Below are 17,876 nucleotides of genomic sequence, written 5' to 3' on the forward strand. Positions count from 1 at the left end.
AGTGTAGCTTTGCCTATCGCTTAACGCTGCGCTGCCGAGGCTTTCCTGCTTTGGGCCGTTTTGACGATTTGGATTTTTTGCCGGTTTCAGGCCTGACACCAGGTGTTTTGGGCCTGGCTCCGGGAGCTTTAGGCCCGGTTCGGTGGCCAGATCCCGGTGGCTTGGGCGATTGATTTAAAGAGCTTTTGGGTTTACCTGCGGGCTTCTTTTTCGCAGCTGCAGGTTTACTCGGTGCGACATCAGAAGATGAATCACGAATCGCCTCAAACAGGCCCGCCAACTCCTTCTCCGTAAGATCCCGCCACTGGCCCGCAGCCAGCCCCTTCAGGTTGACGTTCATAATACGAACGCGCTCCAGGCGGGTGACTTCAAATCCGAAATGTTCGCTCATTCTACGAATTTGGCGGTTCAGCCCTTGCACCAGTGTTATGCGAAATACAAAACGGCTCTCTTGCTCCACTTTGCATTTTTTGGTCATGGTGCCGAGGATGGGCACGCCTCCAGCCATGCCCTGAATAAACGATTTGGTGATGGGCTTGTCGACCGTGACAACGTATTCTTTTTCATGATTGTTGCCAGCGCGCAGGATTTTATTCACCAGGTCACCATTGCTGGTCATAAAAATCAGACCCTGTGAATCCTTATCCAGGCGCCCGATCGGAAAAATACGCGTACTGTGGCCAACAAAGCGCTGGATGTTGTATTTTTCCGCATCATCGGTGGTGCTGACGATGCCCACTGGTTTGTTCAGGGCAATAAACACCAGGTCGTCTTCAGCGCGGGGCTCGATAACCTGGCCGTTTACCCTGACGGTATCGTTGGGTAATACCTGATCACCTACGCTGGCCCGCTTGCCATTGATATAGACATTGCCTTGTTCAATGTAGCGATCCGCCTCCCGGCGTGAACACATGCCGCTTTCGCTGATGTATTTGTTAAGACGAGTGGAGTGATTGCTGGTCATCGATTGTCCGGTTGTGTATCTGAGTCAAGGCATCATAACAGGCGACAGCCTGTCGATTCGCGCTTTGGCGCCGAGTCTGCCATTATTTTCCGGGTTTGAGCTTGCGATGCTGGAGAGTGCATGCAAAAACCATCGGCAGAGGCAGGAAAAGCACCCGAAACCAGCGTTTGTGAAGGCGCGGATTGCAGCGTTTGCGAACGCGGTGTGCTGGCCGGCTTTCGGACAGTAGAGGGGCAGGAGTATTTGCGTTGCCCGCACTGCGAAGCAACGCTGATGGCGCAGGCAAGTTGGCTTGCGCCGGATGAGGAGCGTGCAGTTTACGATCTTCATAATAATGACCCGGGTGATCCGGGTTATCGGGCTTTTCTCGAGAAGCTTGCAATGCCCTTGCTTGACCGTATTCAACCCGGCGCGTCAGGGCTGGATTTCGGTTGTGGGCCAGGCCCGGCGCTTGCCGATATGCTGCAAGAAGCGGGAATGGATATCGTACTTTACGATCCTTTTTTCTACCCATCCCAGTCAGTGCTGAACCATCCGTATGATTTTATTACCTGCACCGAGGTGGTGGAGCATCTGCATCGCCCGGCAAAGGTGTTCAACCAACTGGATGGCTTATTAAAACCCGGAGGGTGGCTTGGCATAATGACCTGTTTCCAGACCAGCGATGACCGGTTTGATAACTGGCATTACCGGCGGGATCCCACGCACGTTGTATTCTATCGTGAGGCGACACTGGCGCTTATTGCGCAACGCCTGGGCTGGACAATGATTGTGCCCCGAAAGGACGTGGCGATTTTCCATAAACCGTGATGAAAACCGGGGGGGCAATTGAAGCGCCCCCCCCGGTTGTGCTTGGCGATCCCCTATAGCCAGGTAAGACCTACGCTGATGATCACGCCCGTGATTATTAACAGCATGAGGCAATACCCCATAATGTCCTTGGCTTTTAGCCCTGCAATAGCGAGTACCGGTAATGCCCAGAAGGGCTGCAGAAGATTGGTCCAGGCATCGCCCCAGGCAACGGCCATGGCTACTCGAGGAATGCTTGCGCCAAGTTCCTGGGCTGCAGGCAGCATGACCGGCGCCTGCACGGCCCACTGGCCACCACCGGAAGGTACAAATATGTTCACCAGCCCTGCGCTGATAAAGCTCCAGAACGGCAGACTCTCCGCCGTTGCCATGGAGACAAAGCCGGAGGAAATGCTGGCTGCCAGGCCCGAAGCTGTCATCACACCCATGATCCCGGCATAGAACGGGAACTGTATAACGATGCCTGAGCCACCTTTGACCGCTTCATGCAGGCTACCGAGCAGTCTTTTCGGTGTTTGGTGCAGAATGATCGCCAGGAACAGGAACATGAAATTCACAATATTCAGGTTCAGGCCGCCACCGTTCATAAAATACTGGAATATGAAGGCCAGACCGCTGAAGCCAACCAGCCAGGCCAGTATCCTGCTGTTTTCGAGATGGTCTGCAGGGCGGTTTATCGTAACGGTGGTGTCAGGCTCATCATCAAGTACCGCAGGATCGACATAGGTGCTCTCTTCTTCTGAGGGCAACATCAGGCGGTTCACCATGGGAACAACAATAAACAGTGCCACAATGATCGCAAGGTTAAAGAATGCGAAGATGGTTTCGCCGGTGCCAATTACGCCGATCATGTCTGCGGTAAAGTGCCCGTCAGTCGCGATAACCAGAGGAATTGAGCCGGCCAGGCCACCGTGCCATACGATAAAACCAGAGTAAGCACTGGCAATCAGCAATGGATAGTGAACCCTGACTTGCTGGGCCAGTGCCTTTGCGAAGAGGGCGCCAACGACAAGGCCGAATCCCCAGTTAATCCAGCTCGCAATAAGCGCTACGAAGGTCACCAGAACAATCGCCTGGCCAGGTGTACTGGCGAGGGCCGCAATGCGGTTGAGTATTCCCCGGACCAACGGCGTGCTGGCAAGCATAAACCCGGTAACCAGAACAAGCAGCATCTGCATTGAGAAGGTGAGCAGGTTCCAGAATCCGTTACCCCACATTTCAATCACTGCCATGGGGCCGTGACCTTCAAATACCATCGCGGCGATGAAAGCGAACAGGGATAGAATCAGTACGAAGATATACGGGTCTGGCAGGTATTTGTCGACCAGACTGACCATTGGCCGTGCAGCTCTGTCTAGCATTTTTATCTCCTTGTTTTTATTGAATTTGGCGAAGAGAAGCATAGGCGTTTGTAAGCTGGAAGCCAAGCTCGACGGAAAAAGCATAGAGAAACTTTTGGTGAGGGAGGTGTATGAAACCAAAATAATGAGGTATTGCGTGCTCAGAACGTTGAAAGACCTGTTGCTTCCATCAGGCGGTAGCGCCAGTAACGCAGCATCGAGTCGTCGGCCCAACGTTCGTAGGGAAGGCTCATAACAGGGTCGCTGCCGGGGCCGGATTGCCACTGCCGTTCGAAAAAATCGACAGCTTTTGTGGCTACTTCAGAATCCGGTGAAACGGAAACCCACACATCGGTTTCGAGGTTAAGGTCGTCCAGGTTGCGCCGCGTAAAGTTGGCTGAGCCCAGCAAGAGCTGAGTGGAGCCGGCCAACGGACGCAGGGTCAGTAACTTGCTGTGGCACTGCTCGCCGAATGTGTTGCACCAGCGCACTGGAATACCCGCTTTGTGAAGCTCCAGAGCGACCTGGCGATTGGGTATACCACTTTTTTTGTGACCGAAGGCTTCATTGTTGGCGTCGAGAAGTACGCGCACCTGGACGCCACGTTTATGAGCATTGAGCAGGGCGGCAACAATTGCCCGATGTGAGAGGTAGAAAAATGCGAGATCCAGCCGGCTTTCACGTTGCGCACTCGAGATCATCTGGAGTGCAGAGTCCAGAATTGCAGATTCTGTTTTTATCGCAATCCTGCCGGCAGCATACTGATCCGCTGGGTGGCTGGTATTTGCTGCGCTGATCAGCCGGTCCAGCGTCGGGTTGGTCTGGCCGGACAGGGCCAGAACCGCTTGCTCACTTTTCAGAACGTCGGTGACCGCCGGGCCGGTAAAACTGATGGCCGTATTGCTATGCCGGCTGCTGCCATCGTGAGGGTTGGCCGAGGTTACGAGGGCGCGTAGTGTTTCCCCTTCATCAGTCACCAGAACTTTTCTATGGTTTGCTTTGAAGTTGGGGAGTGCAAGGTAGCTGCGGATGGTGACAGGTTGCGTCCCCAATGCATTTGGCAGCCAGCCACCTTCGGGATTATTACCGAACCACTGACAGCATAGCCGCCAGATTGCCGACCAGGTCGGGTTGCTGTCACGCAACGGCCGCAGGTTGGTTTCTGTTACCGGAATGCCGGCCTGGCGCAGTGCCTGAAACCAGGGTGAAACGGAGCCTCCGTAAAGCGTGTTCAACGGATCGGAGATAACCACAATCTCAAGCTCCGGCTGTTCGGCCTTGCGGTTGATCAGTGCCTCGGTAAGCTGTTCTGAGAGATGTCGGTGCTCTACGTCGGCAGGGCTGCTGCTGTTGAAGAGGAACATGTCGACCAGCACGAAGTATCTGGCCTGGCCAATAAGGCGAAGGATTTCGTCGAAAATCTCATGGTCGCGGGTTTCTGAGCCATCGTTGTGATGATAGGTCGCATCCCTCAGCAACACTGCGTCGTTCAGGGGAAGTGCGTCACCATTGTGGCTGATGCCGTGAGGCAGGGGCTTGTAGGTATGATAAAAGCCCACGCCGACAAGTATCAGAACAATGAGTGCGAACAATACCTTCAGAGACATAAGGGCCAAGTGTTTGCGATGCGGTTTTAGCTGGTTTTGTTGTCAATGACCAGTGCGGAAAAGCGCTCAAGTAATCCGGATGCTTCCGGCGCGCGAACCACCGAGTCGATCATGGCTTGCGAGTTAAACCCTTCGCGCTCGAGGTCCGGCGCCTGTACGCCCAGATAGGCTCTCATGATGGCGTCCGAAAATTCCGGGTGGAATTGCACGCCCCAGGCGCATTTGCCCACCCGAAACGCCTGGTGTGGCTCAAACTCGTTGCGGCCAAGCAGAATGGCATCTTGCGGAAGACGTAACACGGTCTGTTTGTGGGTGAGTTGTGCACTGAAGCTGTCGGGCATGCCGCGAAACAAGGGGTCATCCGTGGCGCTGTTTAGCAGTTCGACACGATGTGTGCCGCTCTCACGACCGCCCGGATGGTAGCCAACCTCACCACCCAAAGCGTGTGCCAGAAGCTGGTGCCCGTAGCATACGCCGAGTAGCGGAACGGCCTTGTCAACGACTCGGGCCAGCCATGCCGCAGCATCTTCGCTCCAGGGTTCACGGTCACTGACCATGGCAGGGGAACCTGTTACGACAACGCCGTCCCAGTTGGTCGGATCGCCCGGCAACTCTCCGGCTACCGTGTTGAGTACGGTAATGTCGAACCGGGGTGACAACCCCCGTACGAACCATTCCTCAAAATCTCCGAACTGTTCTTTGAGGTCCGGGTAGGTGCTGCCTGTTTTAAGGATTACCACTTTTGGGTTTGTCTGGCTCACTGCTCTGACTGCTCAGGAAGCTCCGCGTTATGGAAGATGTTCTGTACGTCGTCCAGTTCGTTCAGCATGTCACAAAACTTCTCGAACATGGGGATGTCATCGCCCTCCACAACGGTTGTGGTTTTCGGCAGAAACTGGATATCGTCTACGTCGAAGTCAATCTCAGGGAAAGCGTCGGTCAGTGCCTGACGGGCTTTGGCGTATTCGGTGTTAGGCGTGAACACGGTAATCTGACCGTCCTCATTCTCGATATCGGTAACGTCGACATCCGCTTCCATCAGGGCTTCGAGTACCGCTTCTTCGTCTTCACTTTTGAATACGAAAATCGCGCTGTGATCAAACATGTGCGCAACGGTACCCGGCGTGCCAATTTTGGATTTGGTCTTGGTAAATGCCAGGCGAACATCGCCGAACGTGCGATTGGGGTTATCGGTGAGGCAGTCTACGATCACCATGCAGTTGCCGGGGCCATAGCCTTCGTAACGGGCGGGCGAGTAATCTTCGCCGGCACCACCACGGGCCTTATCGATTGCTTTTTCGATAACGTGTGAAGGTACCTGGTCTTTCTTGGCACGATCAATCAGGCCACGCAGCGACAGGTTACCATCCGGGTCTGTGCCGCCGGATTTGGCACTCATATAGATTTCTCGCCCGTACTTGCTGTAGACCTTGGTTTTGGCCTCCGCGGTTTTGGCCATCGATTGTTTGCGGTTCTGATAGGCTCTGCCCATTTTTGCGCTGCCTCATAATTGCTGGGGAAAAGGCGGGATTTTACGCAAGAATAGCGATTTGGGACAGGCCTATTTGAAGGACTGCCCCTCAGCACTCAGATGTAGTCGACCGGCACGCGGTAATTGTCCTGCACCATCAAATCGATACCGCACTCCATTTTGCTGACCCAGTTGAGGAACCGGTCAATCATCACGGGGCCCTCGAAGCGTTTTCCGTGCTGCGGGACTATCATCGAAACATCCATTTCGCGGATCATATTGGCCCATAGTCGGCATACCTTTTGTGAGGCAATGTAGCGCCGATGGAACCCGATCATGTGGGGGATGTGCCGGTCAAAATCGGTTACCGGCATGTGATCATCTTCACCCCCCATGGATGCACCGAGATCTCCGGAAAACAGGATTTTTGAGACCGGATCGTAGAACTGCAGGTTACCCACTGAGTGCATGAAGTGGGCCGGCAGGCACTGCAGGTAGGAGTCGCCAAATCTTATGTTGGCGCCTGCATCCGGAATGCTGACAATGCGATCGTAAACGCTACCACTGAGCTGGTTAGTAACGTAGCTGGACACCAGATGGGGGAGAAACCTGGCCCACAGCTTCGATGTCACGATCTTCGCGCTGGTGTGGACGATCCAGCGGTCAATGGCGCCGATGATGTCAGGATCCTGGTGTGACGCAAATACAAAATCCAAGTCCTTGATGTTCATGAACTTGGATGCCGCCACAGCAAGCGGTGTGTAAGTCAGGTCGCCGCCTGGATCGATCAGCGCTTCGTGCTCGCCGTCAACAATCAGGAACTGGTTGGACTGGACACCCTCGCCGGTGACCAGGGAATCGAACATCAGGCACTTATGGTGCCCATTATCAAACAGAACAATTGGACCGTTTGCCATCTTGATCTCCGCAGAATGAGAACCGACTGGGGTGGCCGGATAATGCAAGTTGCGCGGAGGGTACAAAATAGTTGGGTAACGGCAGTTGCTTCAGGTCAATAATCTGACATCCATCAAGTAACCTTTTGTTTGCCCAACCGTCGGGTTAGGCCAGTCGCGGTACCTTCCTGATGCCACGGCGAATAGCCCATTCCAGGCCGGCCCCTACCAACTTCCCGGTAAACGGCACAATGTCGTCGAATGAAATACGGTAGCGCACGCGAGTGTGCCCTTCTGGTGTGTCTTCAAAGCGAATGCGGCCCAGATGATTCCGAATCGGGCTGAAGCTGATAATGGTGTACTCGATCAGCGAGTCCGGTTCGAAACTGGTTATGGTCTCTTCCAGCCCTATGGGGCCGACACCAATCCGGCGCACTGAACCGAGGCCGTTGGGGTTAGCCTGATCGCTGTCCTTTATGCGCTTCACGGGTGCCCCCAGTAGTTTTCCGAAGCGTTGATGGTCAGCAAACAGAGCAAAAACCTTGTTGCGAGGTACGTCGAAGGTTTCGTTGATTTCAAAGGTATGTGTAGCCATCAGGATGCTCTTTTGTTGTCTTTCAAGCCAAGACTAACGGTTTGGTCTCTACAACAAAAGTCGTAGTTGGTTAGTGCCTCGGAGTATGTCGGTAATCCCTTGGTGACTGCCCCATCACCTTTTTGAACAGTCGGGAGAAATAATAGGCGTCGTCATAGCCAAGACGATGGCTTATTTCTGTAAAGCTCAGGCTCGTAGCATCCAGCATCTGGCACGCTCTTTCCACTTTCAGGTGAAGGAAGTGCTGAATGGGCGATGTTCCGGTCTGCTCTCGATAGCGCGTCGCAAAATGTGCCGGGGAGAGCCCTGCAAGATCGGCAAGCTGCTCCAGGGTGATGCGCTCATCAAGGTGCTCACGCATATAGTTGTTGATGATATCCAGTTCGGCCTGCCGTTTGTGGCCAGTTTCGTCCACGCTGATCGGGACGGCTGCCAGCAGTTGCCGCAAGCGGTTGGCGGCGTGAATCAAACCGCGGGCGCGGAACCCCGTCTGTCGCACAGAGAGCAAGCCGTTGAAGTCCACCAGCAGTCTGGGTTGCCGCCCCAAATGACGGATTGGTGTGGAATCATCAAATCCCATGTAATGGCGAAATTCGTCCGCCAGCGGCCCGGTGTAATGCACCCAGTGAATTGTCCAGGGGTTCTTGGGGTCAGCCGTATAACGGTGGTTCGCTCCTGCGGGCAACAACAAGAGATCCCCCGCTTCCAGCATGTGAGCGTCGCCTTTCACGTTCAAAAATGCCTTTCCCTCGGTGCAGTAAATCAAAAGATTGTCGCGATGGTGCTCCCGGTGCATATGATGGCCAGTCGCCCGGCGGTAATGGCCAAAAGCCAGAGGGTAGAGGTCGCGGGTCAGGGGGTGTTCAGACAAAAGCCTGATGATTGGGGCGGGCACAACATAGCGTATGCTGTCCTTGGGTACCGGCCACTGGGAGGTCTGTGCCATATTTTTCGCTGCTGTTGATTTTGATGTAATCGAAAGATAGTCCATTAAGTGCGAAATTTAGTCAATCTTCAAGTGCCGGGCGGCGTGCTATGGTCTTACCATACATTGTCAAAGCGTCTGGCATACATTGCGAATGCTGCGGCGCTTTGGCCTGCTCTCGCACAACAACAAACAGGGATATTGAGATGAAAAACGTTCCACTGTACCTAGCTGGCGAATTTGTTCAGAGCCAGACCAACGAATGGATTGATGTCACCGACCCGGCCACCAATGAAGTAATTGCACGTGCGCCGTGCACCACAGACGCTGAAATGCGCAAAGCCATTGATACCGCTGGCGAAGTGTTCAAAACCTGGAAAGAAGTTCCGGTTTCCGACCGTGCCCGCGTCATGCTGCGTTACCAGGCGCTGCTGAAAGAGCACCACGACGAAATTGCTGAAATCCTGTCTCAGGAAACCGGTAAAACCTTTGACGACGCCAAAGGCGACGTTTGGCGCGGTATTGAAGTGGTTGAGCATGCGGCCAACGTAGCCTCCATGATGATGGGTGAAACCGTTGAAAACGTAGCGCGGTCGGTTGATACCCACTCCTGGATTCAGCCGCTGGGTGTGTGTGCGGGCATTACACCGTTCAACTTCCCGGCGATGATTCCCCTGTGGATGTTCCCGATGGCGATTGCCTGCGGTAACACGTTTATTCTCAAGCCGTCCGAGCAGGATCCGCTGACCCCGATGCGTCTTGCCGAACTGTTTGAAGAGGCCGGTGCGCCCAAGGGTGTGCTTCAGGTCGTACACGGTGGCAAGCAACAAGTTGATGTTCTGTTAACGGATCCCGCCATCAAAGCAGTGTCCTTCGTAGGTTCCGTGCCGGTTGGCCGTTATATCTACGAAACCGGAACCCGCAATATGAAGCGTGTTCAGAGCTTTGCCGGTGCCAAGAACCACATGGTTATCCTGCCGGATGCTGATAAGCAGCATGTAATCAATGCCCTGGTAGGTGCGTCTGTAGGCGCTGCTGGCCAACGTTGCATGGCCATTTCGGTGGCGGTGTTCGTAGGTGAGGCCCAAGCCTGGATTCCGGAACTGAAAGAAGCCATGGCGAAAGTTCGCCCGGGTGCCTGGAACGATTCCGGGGCCAGTTATGGCCCGGTTATTTCTCCCAAGGCCAAGGATCGTATCGAATCTCTCATCGCCACCGGCGAAGCCCAGGGCGCCAACCTGCTCCTGGACGGCCGTGGCTGCAGCGTTGATGGTTTGCCTGATGGAAACTGGGTTGGTCCGACTCTGTTCTCCGGGGCGACTACCGAAATGGATATCTACAACGAAGAAATCTTCGGCCCTGTGCTTGTTTGTATGGAAGAGAAAAGTCTGGGGGACGCCATCGCCCTGATCAACAAGAGCCCATATGGTAACGGTGTATCGATCTTTACCAGCTCTGGCGGCGCTGCCCGTCGCTTCCAGCATGAGATTGATGTGGGCCAGGTAGGTGTGAACATTCCCATTCCTGTGCCCCTGCCGTTTTTCTCATTCACCGGCTGGAAGGGGTCCTTCTACGGCGATCAGCACGCTTACGGCAAGCAGGCAGTGCGCTTTTACACCGAGACCAAAACCGTTACGTCACGCTGGTTCAGCAGTGAGGCTGCTACGACAGAAGCAAACTTCTCTATCCAGTTGCGTTAATTGCGTTGACGGTGGGACGATTTGGGCCGGAATCTGTTTCCGGCCCCTTTTTATTCCCCGTGACTCAAGACTCTTGAATCTGGAGCCTGACGATGGACTTTAACCTGACTGAAGATCAGCTGGCGTTTCGCGAAGCGGCTCGCAACTTTGCTGAAAAATCCATGGCGCCCCATGCGGCCAAGTGGGACGACGAGCATATCTTTCCGGTAGACACGCTGAAGGAGGCCGGCGAAATGGGCTTTATGGGGATCTATACCCCGGAAGCGCTCGGCGGCATGGGGCTTTCCAGGCTGGATACGTCGGTAATTGTTGAAGAGCTTGCAGCTGCATGCCCTTCAACGGCTGCATTTATAACCATTCACAACATGGCAACCTGGATGGTTGCGAGCTTTGCGTCCGATGACCTCAAGCAGGAAATTGTTCCGAAGCTGGCCAGTGGTGAGTGGCTTGCATCCTACTGCCTGACAGAGCCCGGTGCGGGCTCCGATGCGGCCAGCTTGCGAACCAAAGCGGTTCGGGATGGCGACAGTTATGTGATCAATGGCAGCAAGGTATTTATCTCTGGTGCCGGTGGCACCGATATCCTCGTTCTGATGGCGCGCACTGGTGCGGCAGACTCAGGCGCCAAGGGTATTTCCACCTTTGTGATTCCTGCGGATGCCGAAGGCGTTTCCTATGGCAAGAACGAAGAGAAAATGGGCTGGCACAGCCAACCCACCCGCACCATCAACCTTGAGAATGTTCGAATTCCTGTAACCAATCGTGTGGGTGAGGAAGGTGGTGGCTTCGCCATTGCCATGAAAGGCCTTGATGGCGGTCGGCTCAACATTGCCACCTGCTCGCTGGGCGGCGCACAGGCAGCGTTGCTCAGGGCCCGAAATTACATGCACGAGCGGGAACAGTTCGGCAAACCTCTGGCCGCCTTTCAGGCTCTGCAATTCAAGCTGGCGGATATGGCAACCAATCTGGTGGCAGCCCGGCAGATGGTTCGCCTCGGTGCGTTCAAACTCGATAGCGGCGATACCGAAGCCACATTGCACTGCGCCATGGCCAAACGTTTTGCAACCGACGTCTGCTTTGATGTGGTGAATGACTCACTGCAACTGCACGGCGGTTACGGTTATATCCGCGAATACCCTCTGGAACGCTATTTGCGCGATTTGCGTGTGCACCAGATTCTGGAAGGCACCAACGAAATCATGCGTCTGATTGTTGCCCGCCGCCTGCTGGATGACGGCGTGGCCGAGGCCATCCAATAACTCGCAAAAAATAACAGGAGAATGATGATGAGCGACCTGATTCAGCTCGAAAAACGCGGACACATTGCGATACTGACCATCGATAACCCGCCGGCCAATACCTGGACCGCAGACTCCCTGCATGCGCTGGTAAAAATCGTTCGTGAGCTCAATGAAGACAAGAACATTTTTGCGCTGATTCTGACCGGGCAGGGCGAGAAGTTCTTCTCCGCCGGAGCCGATCTTAAAACCTTTGCTGATGGCGACAAGGCTCGGGCCAACGAAATGGCTCAGCTCTTCGGGGAAGCCTTTGCTGCATTGACGGCGTTCCGGGGCGTATCCATCGCCGCGATAAATGGCTATGCCATGGGCGGCGGCCTTGAGTGTGCACTTGCCTGTGATATCCGCATCGCTGAAGAGCATGCCCAGATGGCGCTGCCGGAAGCGACGGTTGGCCTTCTGCCTTGTGCTGGTGGCACCCAAAACCTGCCGTGGGTCGTGGGTGAGGGTTGGGCCAAGCGCATGATTCTGTGCGGTGAGCGGGTCAAAGCTGACAAGGCACTGCAGATTGGGTTGGTTGAAGAGGTTGTGGCCACAGGCAAGGGCCTGGAGAAGGCGCTGGAGCTGGCTGAAATGGCGTGCAAACAGAGCCCGTCTTCGGTTGCCCGCTGCAAGACTCTGGTGATGAGTTCTCGTGATGGCCGCAGCCACTCTGATAGCTGGCGCATGGAGCGTGAGCTGTTTGTTGAGCTGTTCTCAACCGAAGACCAGAAAGAGGGCGTGAATGCCTTTCTGGAAAAACGTAAGCCGGAATGGAAAAACGGCTGAAAACCGGAACATACTGGTTCAAGGATTTCTTATGAGCAACCAACCGATTGTTTTTGAAGAGTGGAAAACCGCCGACGGCGCATTGATTGCCGTAGCCCGGCTAAATACGCCCAAGGCACTCAACTCGCTCTCTCTCGAGATGATTCGGATGCTGACGCCACAACTCAAAGGCTGGGCTGAGGATGATCGCGTTCGTGCCGTGTGGATCGAAGCCGAAGGCGATAAGGCGTTCTGTGCCGGCGGAGACATAGTCGCGCTTTACAGGAGCATGACCGAGCCACAGAGCGGAGGAGGCGGCGCCAGCGTCGGCACAGCCTTCTTCACTGAAGAATACGAAATGGATTATCTGATCCATTCGTTTCCAAAGCCTGTGGTGTGCTGGGGACATGGCATTGTAATGGGTGGTGGCATCGGCATCATGGCAGGCGCTTCCCACCGGGTGGTTACTGAGGCATCCATGCTGGCCATGCCGGAGAGCAGCATCGGACTTTACCCGGACGTCGCGGCTGGCTGGTTTTTGAACCGTACCCCCGGGCGTACAGGGCTGTTTCTGGGGTTAACCGGTGCGCGCATGAATGCGGCTGATGCCATCTTCGTGGGCCTTGCCGATCGCTTTATCAAACATGAACTGAAAGCGGCCGTGGTCGCCGATCTGACCGCACACAACTGGCAGGGTGAAGACGCCTTCGCCGTAGTGGGCAGCGTACTCAGGCAGCATGAAAATCAAAGCGCTGATGCCTTGCCTGAGTCGCAGGTACGGACGCATTTCGATGAGATAAACCGGGTCACCGATGCCGATAGCCTGGCCGATATGGTCGCTCAGATGAAAGAACTTTCGAGCGGTGATGGCTGGCTTGCCAAATCAACCAGGCCATTGGAGACCGCATCGCCCACGTCGCTGGCACTGTGCTGGCAGCATTTGCGCAACTGCCGCCGGGACAGCCTCCGCGAGGTTCTTGATAAAGAAGTGGCTCTCTCTCAAAACTGCCTCACGAAAGGTGAGTTTGCCGAAGGTGTGCGGGCGCTCCTGATCGACAAGGACAAGCAGCCGCGCTGGCGTTACGCATCGCTGGAGGAAATGGACAGCGAGTGGATTGACAGCTTTTTCGAAAACTAGCCAAACAGGCGGCCTGAGCGGGCGGCCTACTCAACCGAATACAAAAACAAGGGGATGATTATGGCAACGATTACCTTTATTGGTCTGGGCAACATGGGTGGCCCTATGGCCAGCAACCTTGTAAAAGCCGGGCACGACGTAACCGTATTTGATCTGTCAAAAGATGCTGTCGCAGCGCTCGTCTCCGAAGGTGCGAACTCTGCGGCCACTGCCCGTGAGGCGGCCAAAGGTGCCGAGTGCGTGATCACCATGCTGCCGGCAGGCAAGCACGTTGAAGCTGTATACCTGGGAGAAGATGGTTTGCTGGCATCTCTGCCAGAGGGCACTTTGGTTATTGATTCGTCCACCATTTCGCCGGAAACGGCTCGCGGTGTAGCGGAGCAGGCCGAGGCCAAGCATATTCCGTTTCTTGATGCCCCGGTCTCAGGCGGCGTCGGTGGTGCCAAAGCGGGCACTCTGAGCTTTATATGTGGTGGCGATGAAGGCACCTTCAACAAAGCGAAGCCAATTCTTGAAGATATGGGAAAGAACATTTTCCATGCCGGCGATCACGGTGCGGGCCAGGTCGCCAAAATCTGCAACAACATGCTGTTGGCTATCCTGATGGCAGGTACCAGTGAAGCTCTGGCTCTGGGTGTGAAAAACGGGCTGGATCCGGCGGTTCTCTCTGAGGTCATGAAGCAGAGTTCCGGCGGTAACTGGGCGTTGAATGTCTATAACCCCTGGCCCGGAGTTATGGAAGCGGCGCCCGCATCACGAGGATATGAAGGTGGCTTTCTGGTTGATTTGATGAACAAGGATCTTGGTTTGGCGTTCGATAACGCCGTGAAGAATCACGCAGCGATTCCCATGGGCTCTCTCGCCCGCAACCTGTTTGAGCTTCACGCCGGGCAGGGCAACGGGACACTGGATTTTTCCAGCATCCAACGTCTGTATAAGCCTGAGTGAAACCTGCCGGGGCACGCTCTGTCGTGCCCCGGCATCTCTCCTCAGGAATCCCCCCTCCAACTAATCTTTTCCTGCCTTTCGCATCTCTGAATGTCAGCATAAAAACTGTTGAGCAAGGTAACTATAAGTAGGACAATGAATTCCTTGAATAATGGATCGGTAGCGAGTAAAACGTAGCCGGTTTCTGATCACGGTTGCAGGCCGCTTTACCTATGCTGACGAATACCTTTGTACTCTATTTATCGACTGTGTTGATCTGGGGATCGACGTTTATAGCAATACCCCTGCAGTTGGGTGAGGTACCTGGTGACGTGTCCATTGCCTACCGGTTTGGGCTATCTGCACTGGTGTTGATGCTTTGGTGCAGCCTTACCCGGCGGAACATGAGATTCGGCTTTCGCCAGCATCTCTGGATGGCAGGCCAGGGCCTGATGTTGTTCGGGTTCAACTATATGCTGGTTTATCAGGCTTCTGCTGATATCACCAGTGGCTTGATTGCGGTGGTGTTCTCTACCATTATCGTGATGAACATCATCAACGGCGCTCTGTTTTTTGGCAATCGCGTGCCGCGCGCGGTAATTGGGGGAGCCGCTCTCGGGCTTGTGGGTATCTGCCTGGTGTTTTTGCCCGAAGTTCGCGCTCTGGACGCAGATGGCACCACCTTGCGCGCCATCATCCTGAGCTTGGTGGGAACCTTTATTACGTCGTTCGGGAACATGCTCTCCGCCCGCAATCAGTCTTCAAAACTACCTGTCATGCAGAGCAACGCCTACGGTATGGCTTATGGTGCCCTCACGCTGGCGCTCATTGCCTGGGGCAGGGGTGAAGCATTTGTTTTTGAAGCCAGCTGGACTTACACAGGCTCTCTAATTTACCTGGCGCTGGTTGGTTCGGTGCTGGGTTTCGGCAGTTTCCTCACGCTGCTTGGGCGCATAGGCCCGGAGCGTGCAGCCTACTGCATGGTGCTCTTCCCGATCGTGGCGCTTGCGCTCTCAACAGTGTTCGAAAATTACACCTGGACTGCCGAAGCGGTTGCCGGCGTGTCGCTGGTGCTTGCCGGTAACTTGCTGGTGATCGTGCCCAAAGAACAGCTACAGCGGGCACTACGAGCTTTTCGTTTAAAATCTTCAAACACGACAGGGTAGTACGCACATGCCAGCGCCCTCTACGGAACGATAGTGTAGCCCCCGGAGTAGAGGGGCCACACTAAAATCGGTCGTTAGTGCCGGCGTTTTTTCATTTCCTTGCGATAATGGCTGGCCAGATCTGCCTTTTGATTATCGGTAAGCACCTTGCCCGCCACCTGAAAAACTTCCTGTTCCTCTTCGTCCAGGTGGTGAGTCACAAGGTGTTGAAGTTCTTTTAAATACTTTAGCCACTGGGGGCTGGAATAGTCTGTTTCGTCGAGCTTTTCCAGGCACTCATCTATATCGTGATGCTCGGCCACGCTGTGGCGGGCCTTATCCTGGGTTTGCTCATGCTGCATCAGTTGCGCGTAAAACCATTGTTCCTCAGCTGCTGCGTGTCCAGTCAGCTCGGTTTTCAGGGTTTCGAAGTCCTCGCGGCGCGATTCTTCATCGCCAGATGTTTTGACGAGATCGTTCAGTAACTTTCTTTGTATGTCGTGATCTTCTCTCAATGCTTCAAATACATTCATTATTGTATCCTCTCTCAAAAACACACCTCGAAATTGTAGAACATGATCAGACATGCCGAGATGACTTTCATGTAAGACTGGTTCCCTGATAATTTTTTTATTAGTGTGGTACGAGGTATGTGCAGACGAAAACTATGATAGAAGTAACTGAATTGACTGACGTCAGCGTTAGCTGCTCAAATTGTCAGGCCTGCTGCTGTCGCCTGGAAGTGATTCTGATTTCCGAGACGGGTGTACCTGAGCGGTTTATCGACACGGACGAGTGGGGCGGCCAGACCATGGCGAGATCAGACGATGGTTGGTGTGCCGCATTGGATCGCAGCACAATGTCGTGCTCGATTTATGAGAAGCGACCGTTTATTTGCCGGGAGTTTGAAATGGGCGGCTACGAATGTATCGCTGAGCGCGCCGCCAATGAATGATCCGATAGATTAAAACACCGCTTTCAATAAAATCGATCAGGAATCTTGGGCGAATTTCACTCGTATTTTGTTTTTAGCGATTCGGGCGTCGTTCAAGCGCGCCTTGGCCATCTTGGCCTCCTTCGGATCCGGCATTTCCACAAAGCCAAAACCCTTTGACGTACCTGTTTCTTTATCTAAAACCAGGGTGCATTCGGTGACAGTGCCGTGGGCAGCGAACAGTTCCCGGATTTCCTGTTCTGTTGTCGTGCGAGCGAGGTTACGGACTAATAGTTTCATGAGGGGCCATATAAAAGGTAATTATCAGTCTAATTGTTTCAGTGTGGGTTGGTAAGAACAAGCTGTTTTGTCTGCCGGATGCGACCTGGTGTGTTTTGGACGCAGGGGATGTTTGATTAACAGCTGTTTTTGCGACAGAATCCTTGCCCGGATTCATACAAAACCATACCTTCAAGGATTGAAGATATGCCCCAGGCAAACGGATTGCAGTTTACCGCCCGTGTTAGCGACCTCCCCTCTGACCTATTTTCTGTTGTCGGCTTTACGCTGACCGAACGGTTATCCGAACTGTTTCACGGCTGCCTTGAGCTGGCCAGTACCGATCCTGACATTGGTGCGAGTGAGGTTCTGGAGCAGCCGGTGGATCTGGTGGTTTGGCAGGATGGCGTACCGCTTCGCCGCTTCACCGGCGTGGTCAACGAGTTTGCCCGAGGTGATTCCGGCCACCGTCGCACCCGCTACGAGCTCGTCATCCAGCCGCCGTTATGGCGTTTGGGATTGATGCACAACAGCCGCATCTTTCAAACCCAGACCACCGACACCCTCGTGCGCACCCTGCTGGAAGAGCGGGGCATTGTAAGTGCTGCATTCGATCTCAAACGCGCACCCCAGGAACGGGAATACTGCGTACAACACCGGGAAAGCGATCTGGCGTTCATTGAACGCATGGCCGCAGAAGAAGGCTGGCATTACCGCTACCAGCACGGCAGTGCGGGCGACCCTGTAGATGGAAACGAACAACCCCGTTTGATCCTTGCAGATCACCACGGCGACGCACCAAGGTTGGAACCTGCCGAATACAACGGCAAGGCCGGTGGAAGCACCCAACAGCCGGCGGTCTTCCGTTTCCGCTACGAAGAACGAGTCCGTGCCGCCTCGGTTGCCATGAAGGACTACACCTTCAAAAATCCGGCCTATGCCCTGATGCACGAACACAGTGCAGCCGATGACAATCAACGCCCGGACTATCAGCACTTCGACTACCCGGGCCGATTCAAAGCCGACGCCAGCGGCCAGCCGTTTACCGAAGCCCGCCTGGACGCCCTCAGAAACGACGCCAGCACCGCCAGCGGCGAAAG

Annotated in this window: 19 protein-coding genes; 9 read left to right on the top strand and 10 right to left on the bottom strand. The window is 54.6% G+C overall.

The window, feature by feature from the left end:
* Nucleotides 1-13 precede the first annotated feature (13 nt).
* A complete protein-coding gene (gene rluF, locus ACN0V1_RS15850; RefSeq protein WP_417545914.1) occupies nt 14-964 on the bottom strand; it encodes a 23S rRNA pseudouridine(2604) synthase RluF in 951 nt (316 codons plus the stop codon).
* Nucleotides 965-1,084: 120 nt separating this feature from the next.
* Here rluF and ACN0V1_RS15855 point away from each other — a divergent pair, with 120 nt between their 5' ends.
* Entirely contained in the window at nt 1,085-1,774 is a 690-nt protein-coding gene (locus ACN0V1_RS15855) for a class I SAM-dependent methyltransferase (RefSeq protein ID WP_417545915.1), read from the top strand.
* A 53-nt stretch (nt 1,775-1,827) separates the two neighbouring features.
* On the opposite strand, the gene ACN0V1_RS15860 is transcribed toward ACN0V1_RS15855, so the two are convergent.
* From ACN0V1_RS15860 to ACN0V1_RS15890, 7 genes are all read right to left on the bottom strand, one after another.
* On the bottom strand, nt 1,828-3,135 hold the full coding sequence (locus ACN0V1_RS15860) for a short-chain fatty acid transporter (protein WP_417545916.1): 1,308 nt from the start codon (nt 3,133-3,135) through the stop codon (nt 1,828-1,830).
* Between the two features lie 140 nt (nt 3,136-3,275).
* A complete protein-coding gene (locus tag ACN0V1_RS15865) occupies nt 3,276-4,721 on the bottom strand; it encodes a phospholipase D family protein (protein ID WP_417545917.1) in 1,446 nt (481 codons plus the stop codon).
* A gap of 26 nt (nt 4,722-4,747) precedes the next feature.
* A complete protein-coding gene (locus ACN0V1_RS15870) occupies nt 4,748-5,482 on the bottom strand; it encodes a glutamine amidotransferase (protein ID WP_417545918.1) in 735 nt (244 codons plus the stop codon).
* Nucleotides 5,479-6,213, bottom strand: a complete 735-nt coding sequence (locus tag ACN0V1_RS15875) for a YebC/PmpR family DNA-binding transcriptional regulator (protein WP_417545919.1) — start codon at nt 6,211-6,213, stop codon at nt 5,479-5,481. The genes ACN0V1_RS15870 and ACN0V1_RS15875 overlap by 4 nt, the downstream gene beginning before the upstream one ends.
* Nucleotides 6,214-6,308: 95 nt before the next feature.
* A complete protein-coding gene (locus ACN0V1_RS15880; RefSeq protein WP_417545920.1) occupies nt 6,309-7,109 on the bottom strand; it encodes an MBL fold metallo-hydrolase in 801 nt (266 codons plus the stop codon).
* A 145-nt stretch (nt 7,110-7,254) separates the two neighbouring features.
* Nucleotides 7,255-7,683: an SRPBCC family protein gene (locus ACN0V1_RS15885; RefSeq protein WP_417545921.1), complete on the bottom strand. Its 429-nt coding sequence runs from the start codon at nt 7,681-7,683 to the stop codon at nt 7,255-7,257.
* 70 nt (nt 7,684-7,753) lie between these two features.
* Entirely contained in the window at nt 7,754-8,629 is an 876-nt protein-coding gene (locus tag ACN0V1_RS15890) for an AraC family transcriptional regulator (RefSeq protein WP_417545922.1), read from the bottom strand.
* A 185-nt stretch (nt 8,630-8,814) separates the two neighbouring features.
* Between ACN0V1_RS15890 and ACN0V1_RS15895 the strand changes: the two genes are divergently transcribed.
* The 6 genes from ACN0V1_RS15895 (at nt 8,815) to ACN0V1_RS15920 (ending at nt 15,584) form a co-directional block, all read left to right on the top strand.
* Nucleotides 8,815-10,308 carry a CoA-acylating methylmalonate-semialdehyde dehydrogenase gene (locus ACN0V1_RS15895; RefSeq protein WP_417545923.1) on the top strand — a complete coding sequence of 498 codons (1,494 nt, stop codon included), beginning with the start codon at nt 8,815-8,817 and terminating at the stop codon, nt 10,306-10,308.
* A gap of 92 nt (nt 10,309-10,400) precedes the next feature.
* Nucleotides 10,401-11,567, top strand: coding sequence for an acyl-CoA dehydrogenase family protein (locus ACN0V1_RS15900; protein WP_417545924.1), 1,167 nt, complete (start codon nt 10,401-10,403; stop codon nt 11,565-11,567).
* 27 nt (nt 11,568-11,594) lie between these two features.
* Entirely contained in the window at nt 11,595-12,374 is a 780-nt protein-coding gene (locus ACN0V1_RS15905; protein ID WP_417545925.1) for an enoyl-CoA hydratase, read from the top strand.
* Nucleotides 12,375-12,405: 31 nt separating this feature from the next.
* A complete protein-coding gene (locus ACN0V1_RS15910; protein WP_417545926.1) occupies nt 12,406-13,491 on the top strand; it encodes an enoyl-CoA hydratase/isomerase family protein in 1,086 nt (361 codons plus the stop codon).
* Between the two features lie 60 nt (nt 13,492-13,551).
* Nucleotides 13,552-14,439, top strand: coding sequence for a 3-hydroxyisobutyrate dehydrogenase (gene mmsB, locus ACN0V1_RS15915; RefSeq protein WP_417545927.1), 888 nt, complete (start codon nt 13,552-13,554; stop codon nt 14,437-14,439).
* A gap of 212 nt (nt 14,440-14,651) precedes the next feature.
* Nucleotides 14,652-15,584, top strand: coding sequence for a DMT family transporter (locus ACN0V1_RS15920; protein ID WP_417545928.1), 933 nt, complete (start codon nt 14,652-14,654; stop codon nt 15,582-15,584).
* Nucleotides 15,585-15,658: 74 nt separating this feature from the next.
* On the opposite strand, the gene ACN0V1_RS15925 is transcribed toward ACN0V1_RS15920, so the two are convergent.
* Nucleotides 15,659-16,096: a hemerythrin domain-containing protein gene (locus ACN0V1_RS15925; protein WP_417545929.1), complete on the bottom strand. Its 438-nt coding sequence runs from the start codon at nt 16,094-16,096 to the stop codon at nt 15,659-15,661.
* 134 nt (nt 16,097-16,230) lie between these two features.
* Here ACN0V1_RS15925 and ACN0V1_RS15930 point away from each other — a divergent pair, with 134 nt between their 5' ends.
* Nucleotides 16,231-16,518, top strand: a complete 288-nt coding sequence (locus ACN0V1_RS15930) for a YkgJ family cysteine cluster protein (protein WP_417545930.1) — start codon at nt 16,231-16,233, stop codon at nt 16,516-16,518.
* Nucleotides 16,519-16,554: 36 nt separating this feature from the next.
* Here the strand turns inward: ACN0V1_RS15930 and ACN0V1_RS15935 are convergent, their stop codons facing one another.
* Nucleotides 16,555-16,797, bottom strand: a complete 243-nt coding sequence (locus ACN0V1_RS15935) for an RNA recognition motif domain-containing protein (protein ID WP_291950906.1) — start codon at nt 16,795-16,797, stop codon at nt 16,555-16,557.
* A gap of 186 nt (nt 16,798-16,983) precedes the next feature.
* Here ACN0V1_RS15935 and ACN0V1_RS15940 point away from each other — a divergent pair.
* On the top strand, nt 16,984-17,876 hold an 893-nt coding region (locus tag ACN0V1_RS15940), incomplete at its 3' end, for a type VI secretion system Vgr family protein (RefSeq protein ID WP_417545931.1).

It is taken from the genome of Marinobacter sp. (assembly GCF_048266785.1).
Lineage (GTDB): Bacteria > Pseudomonadota > Gammaproteobacteria > Pseudomonadales > Oleiphilaceae > Marinobacter.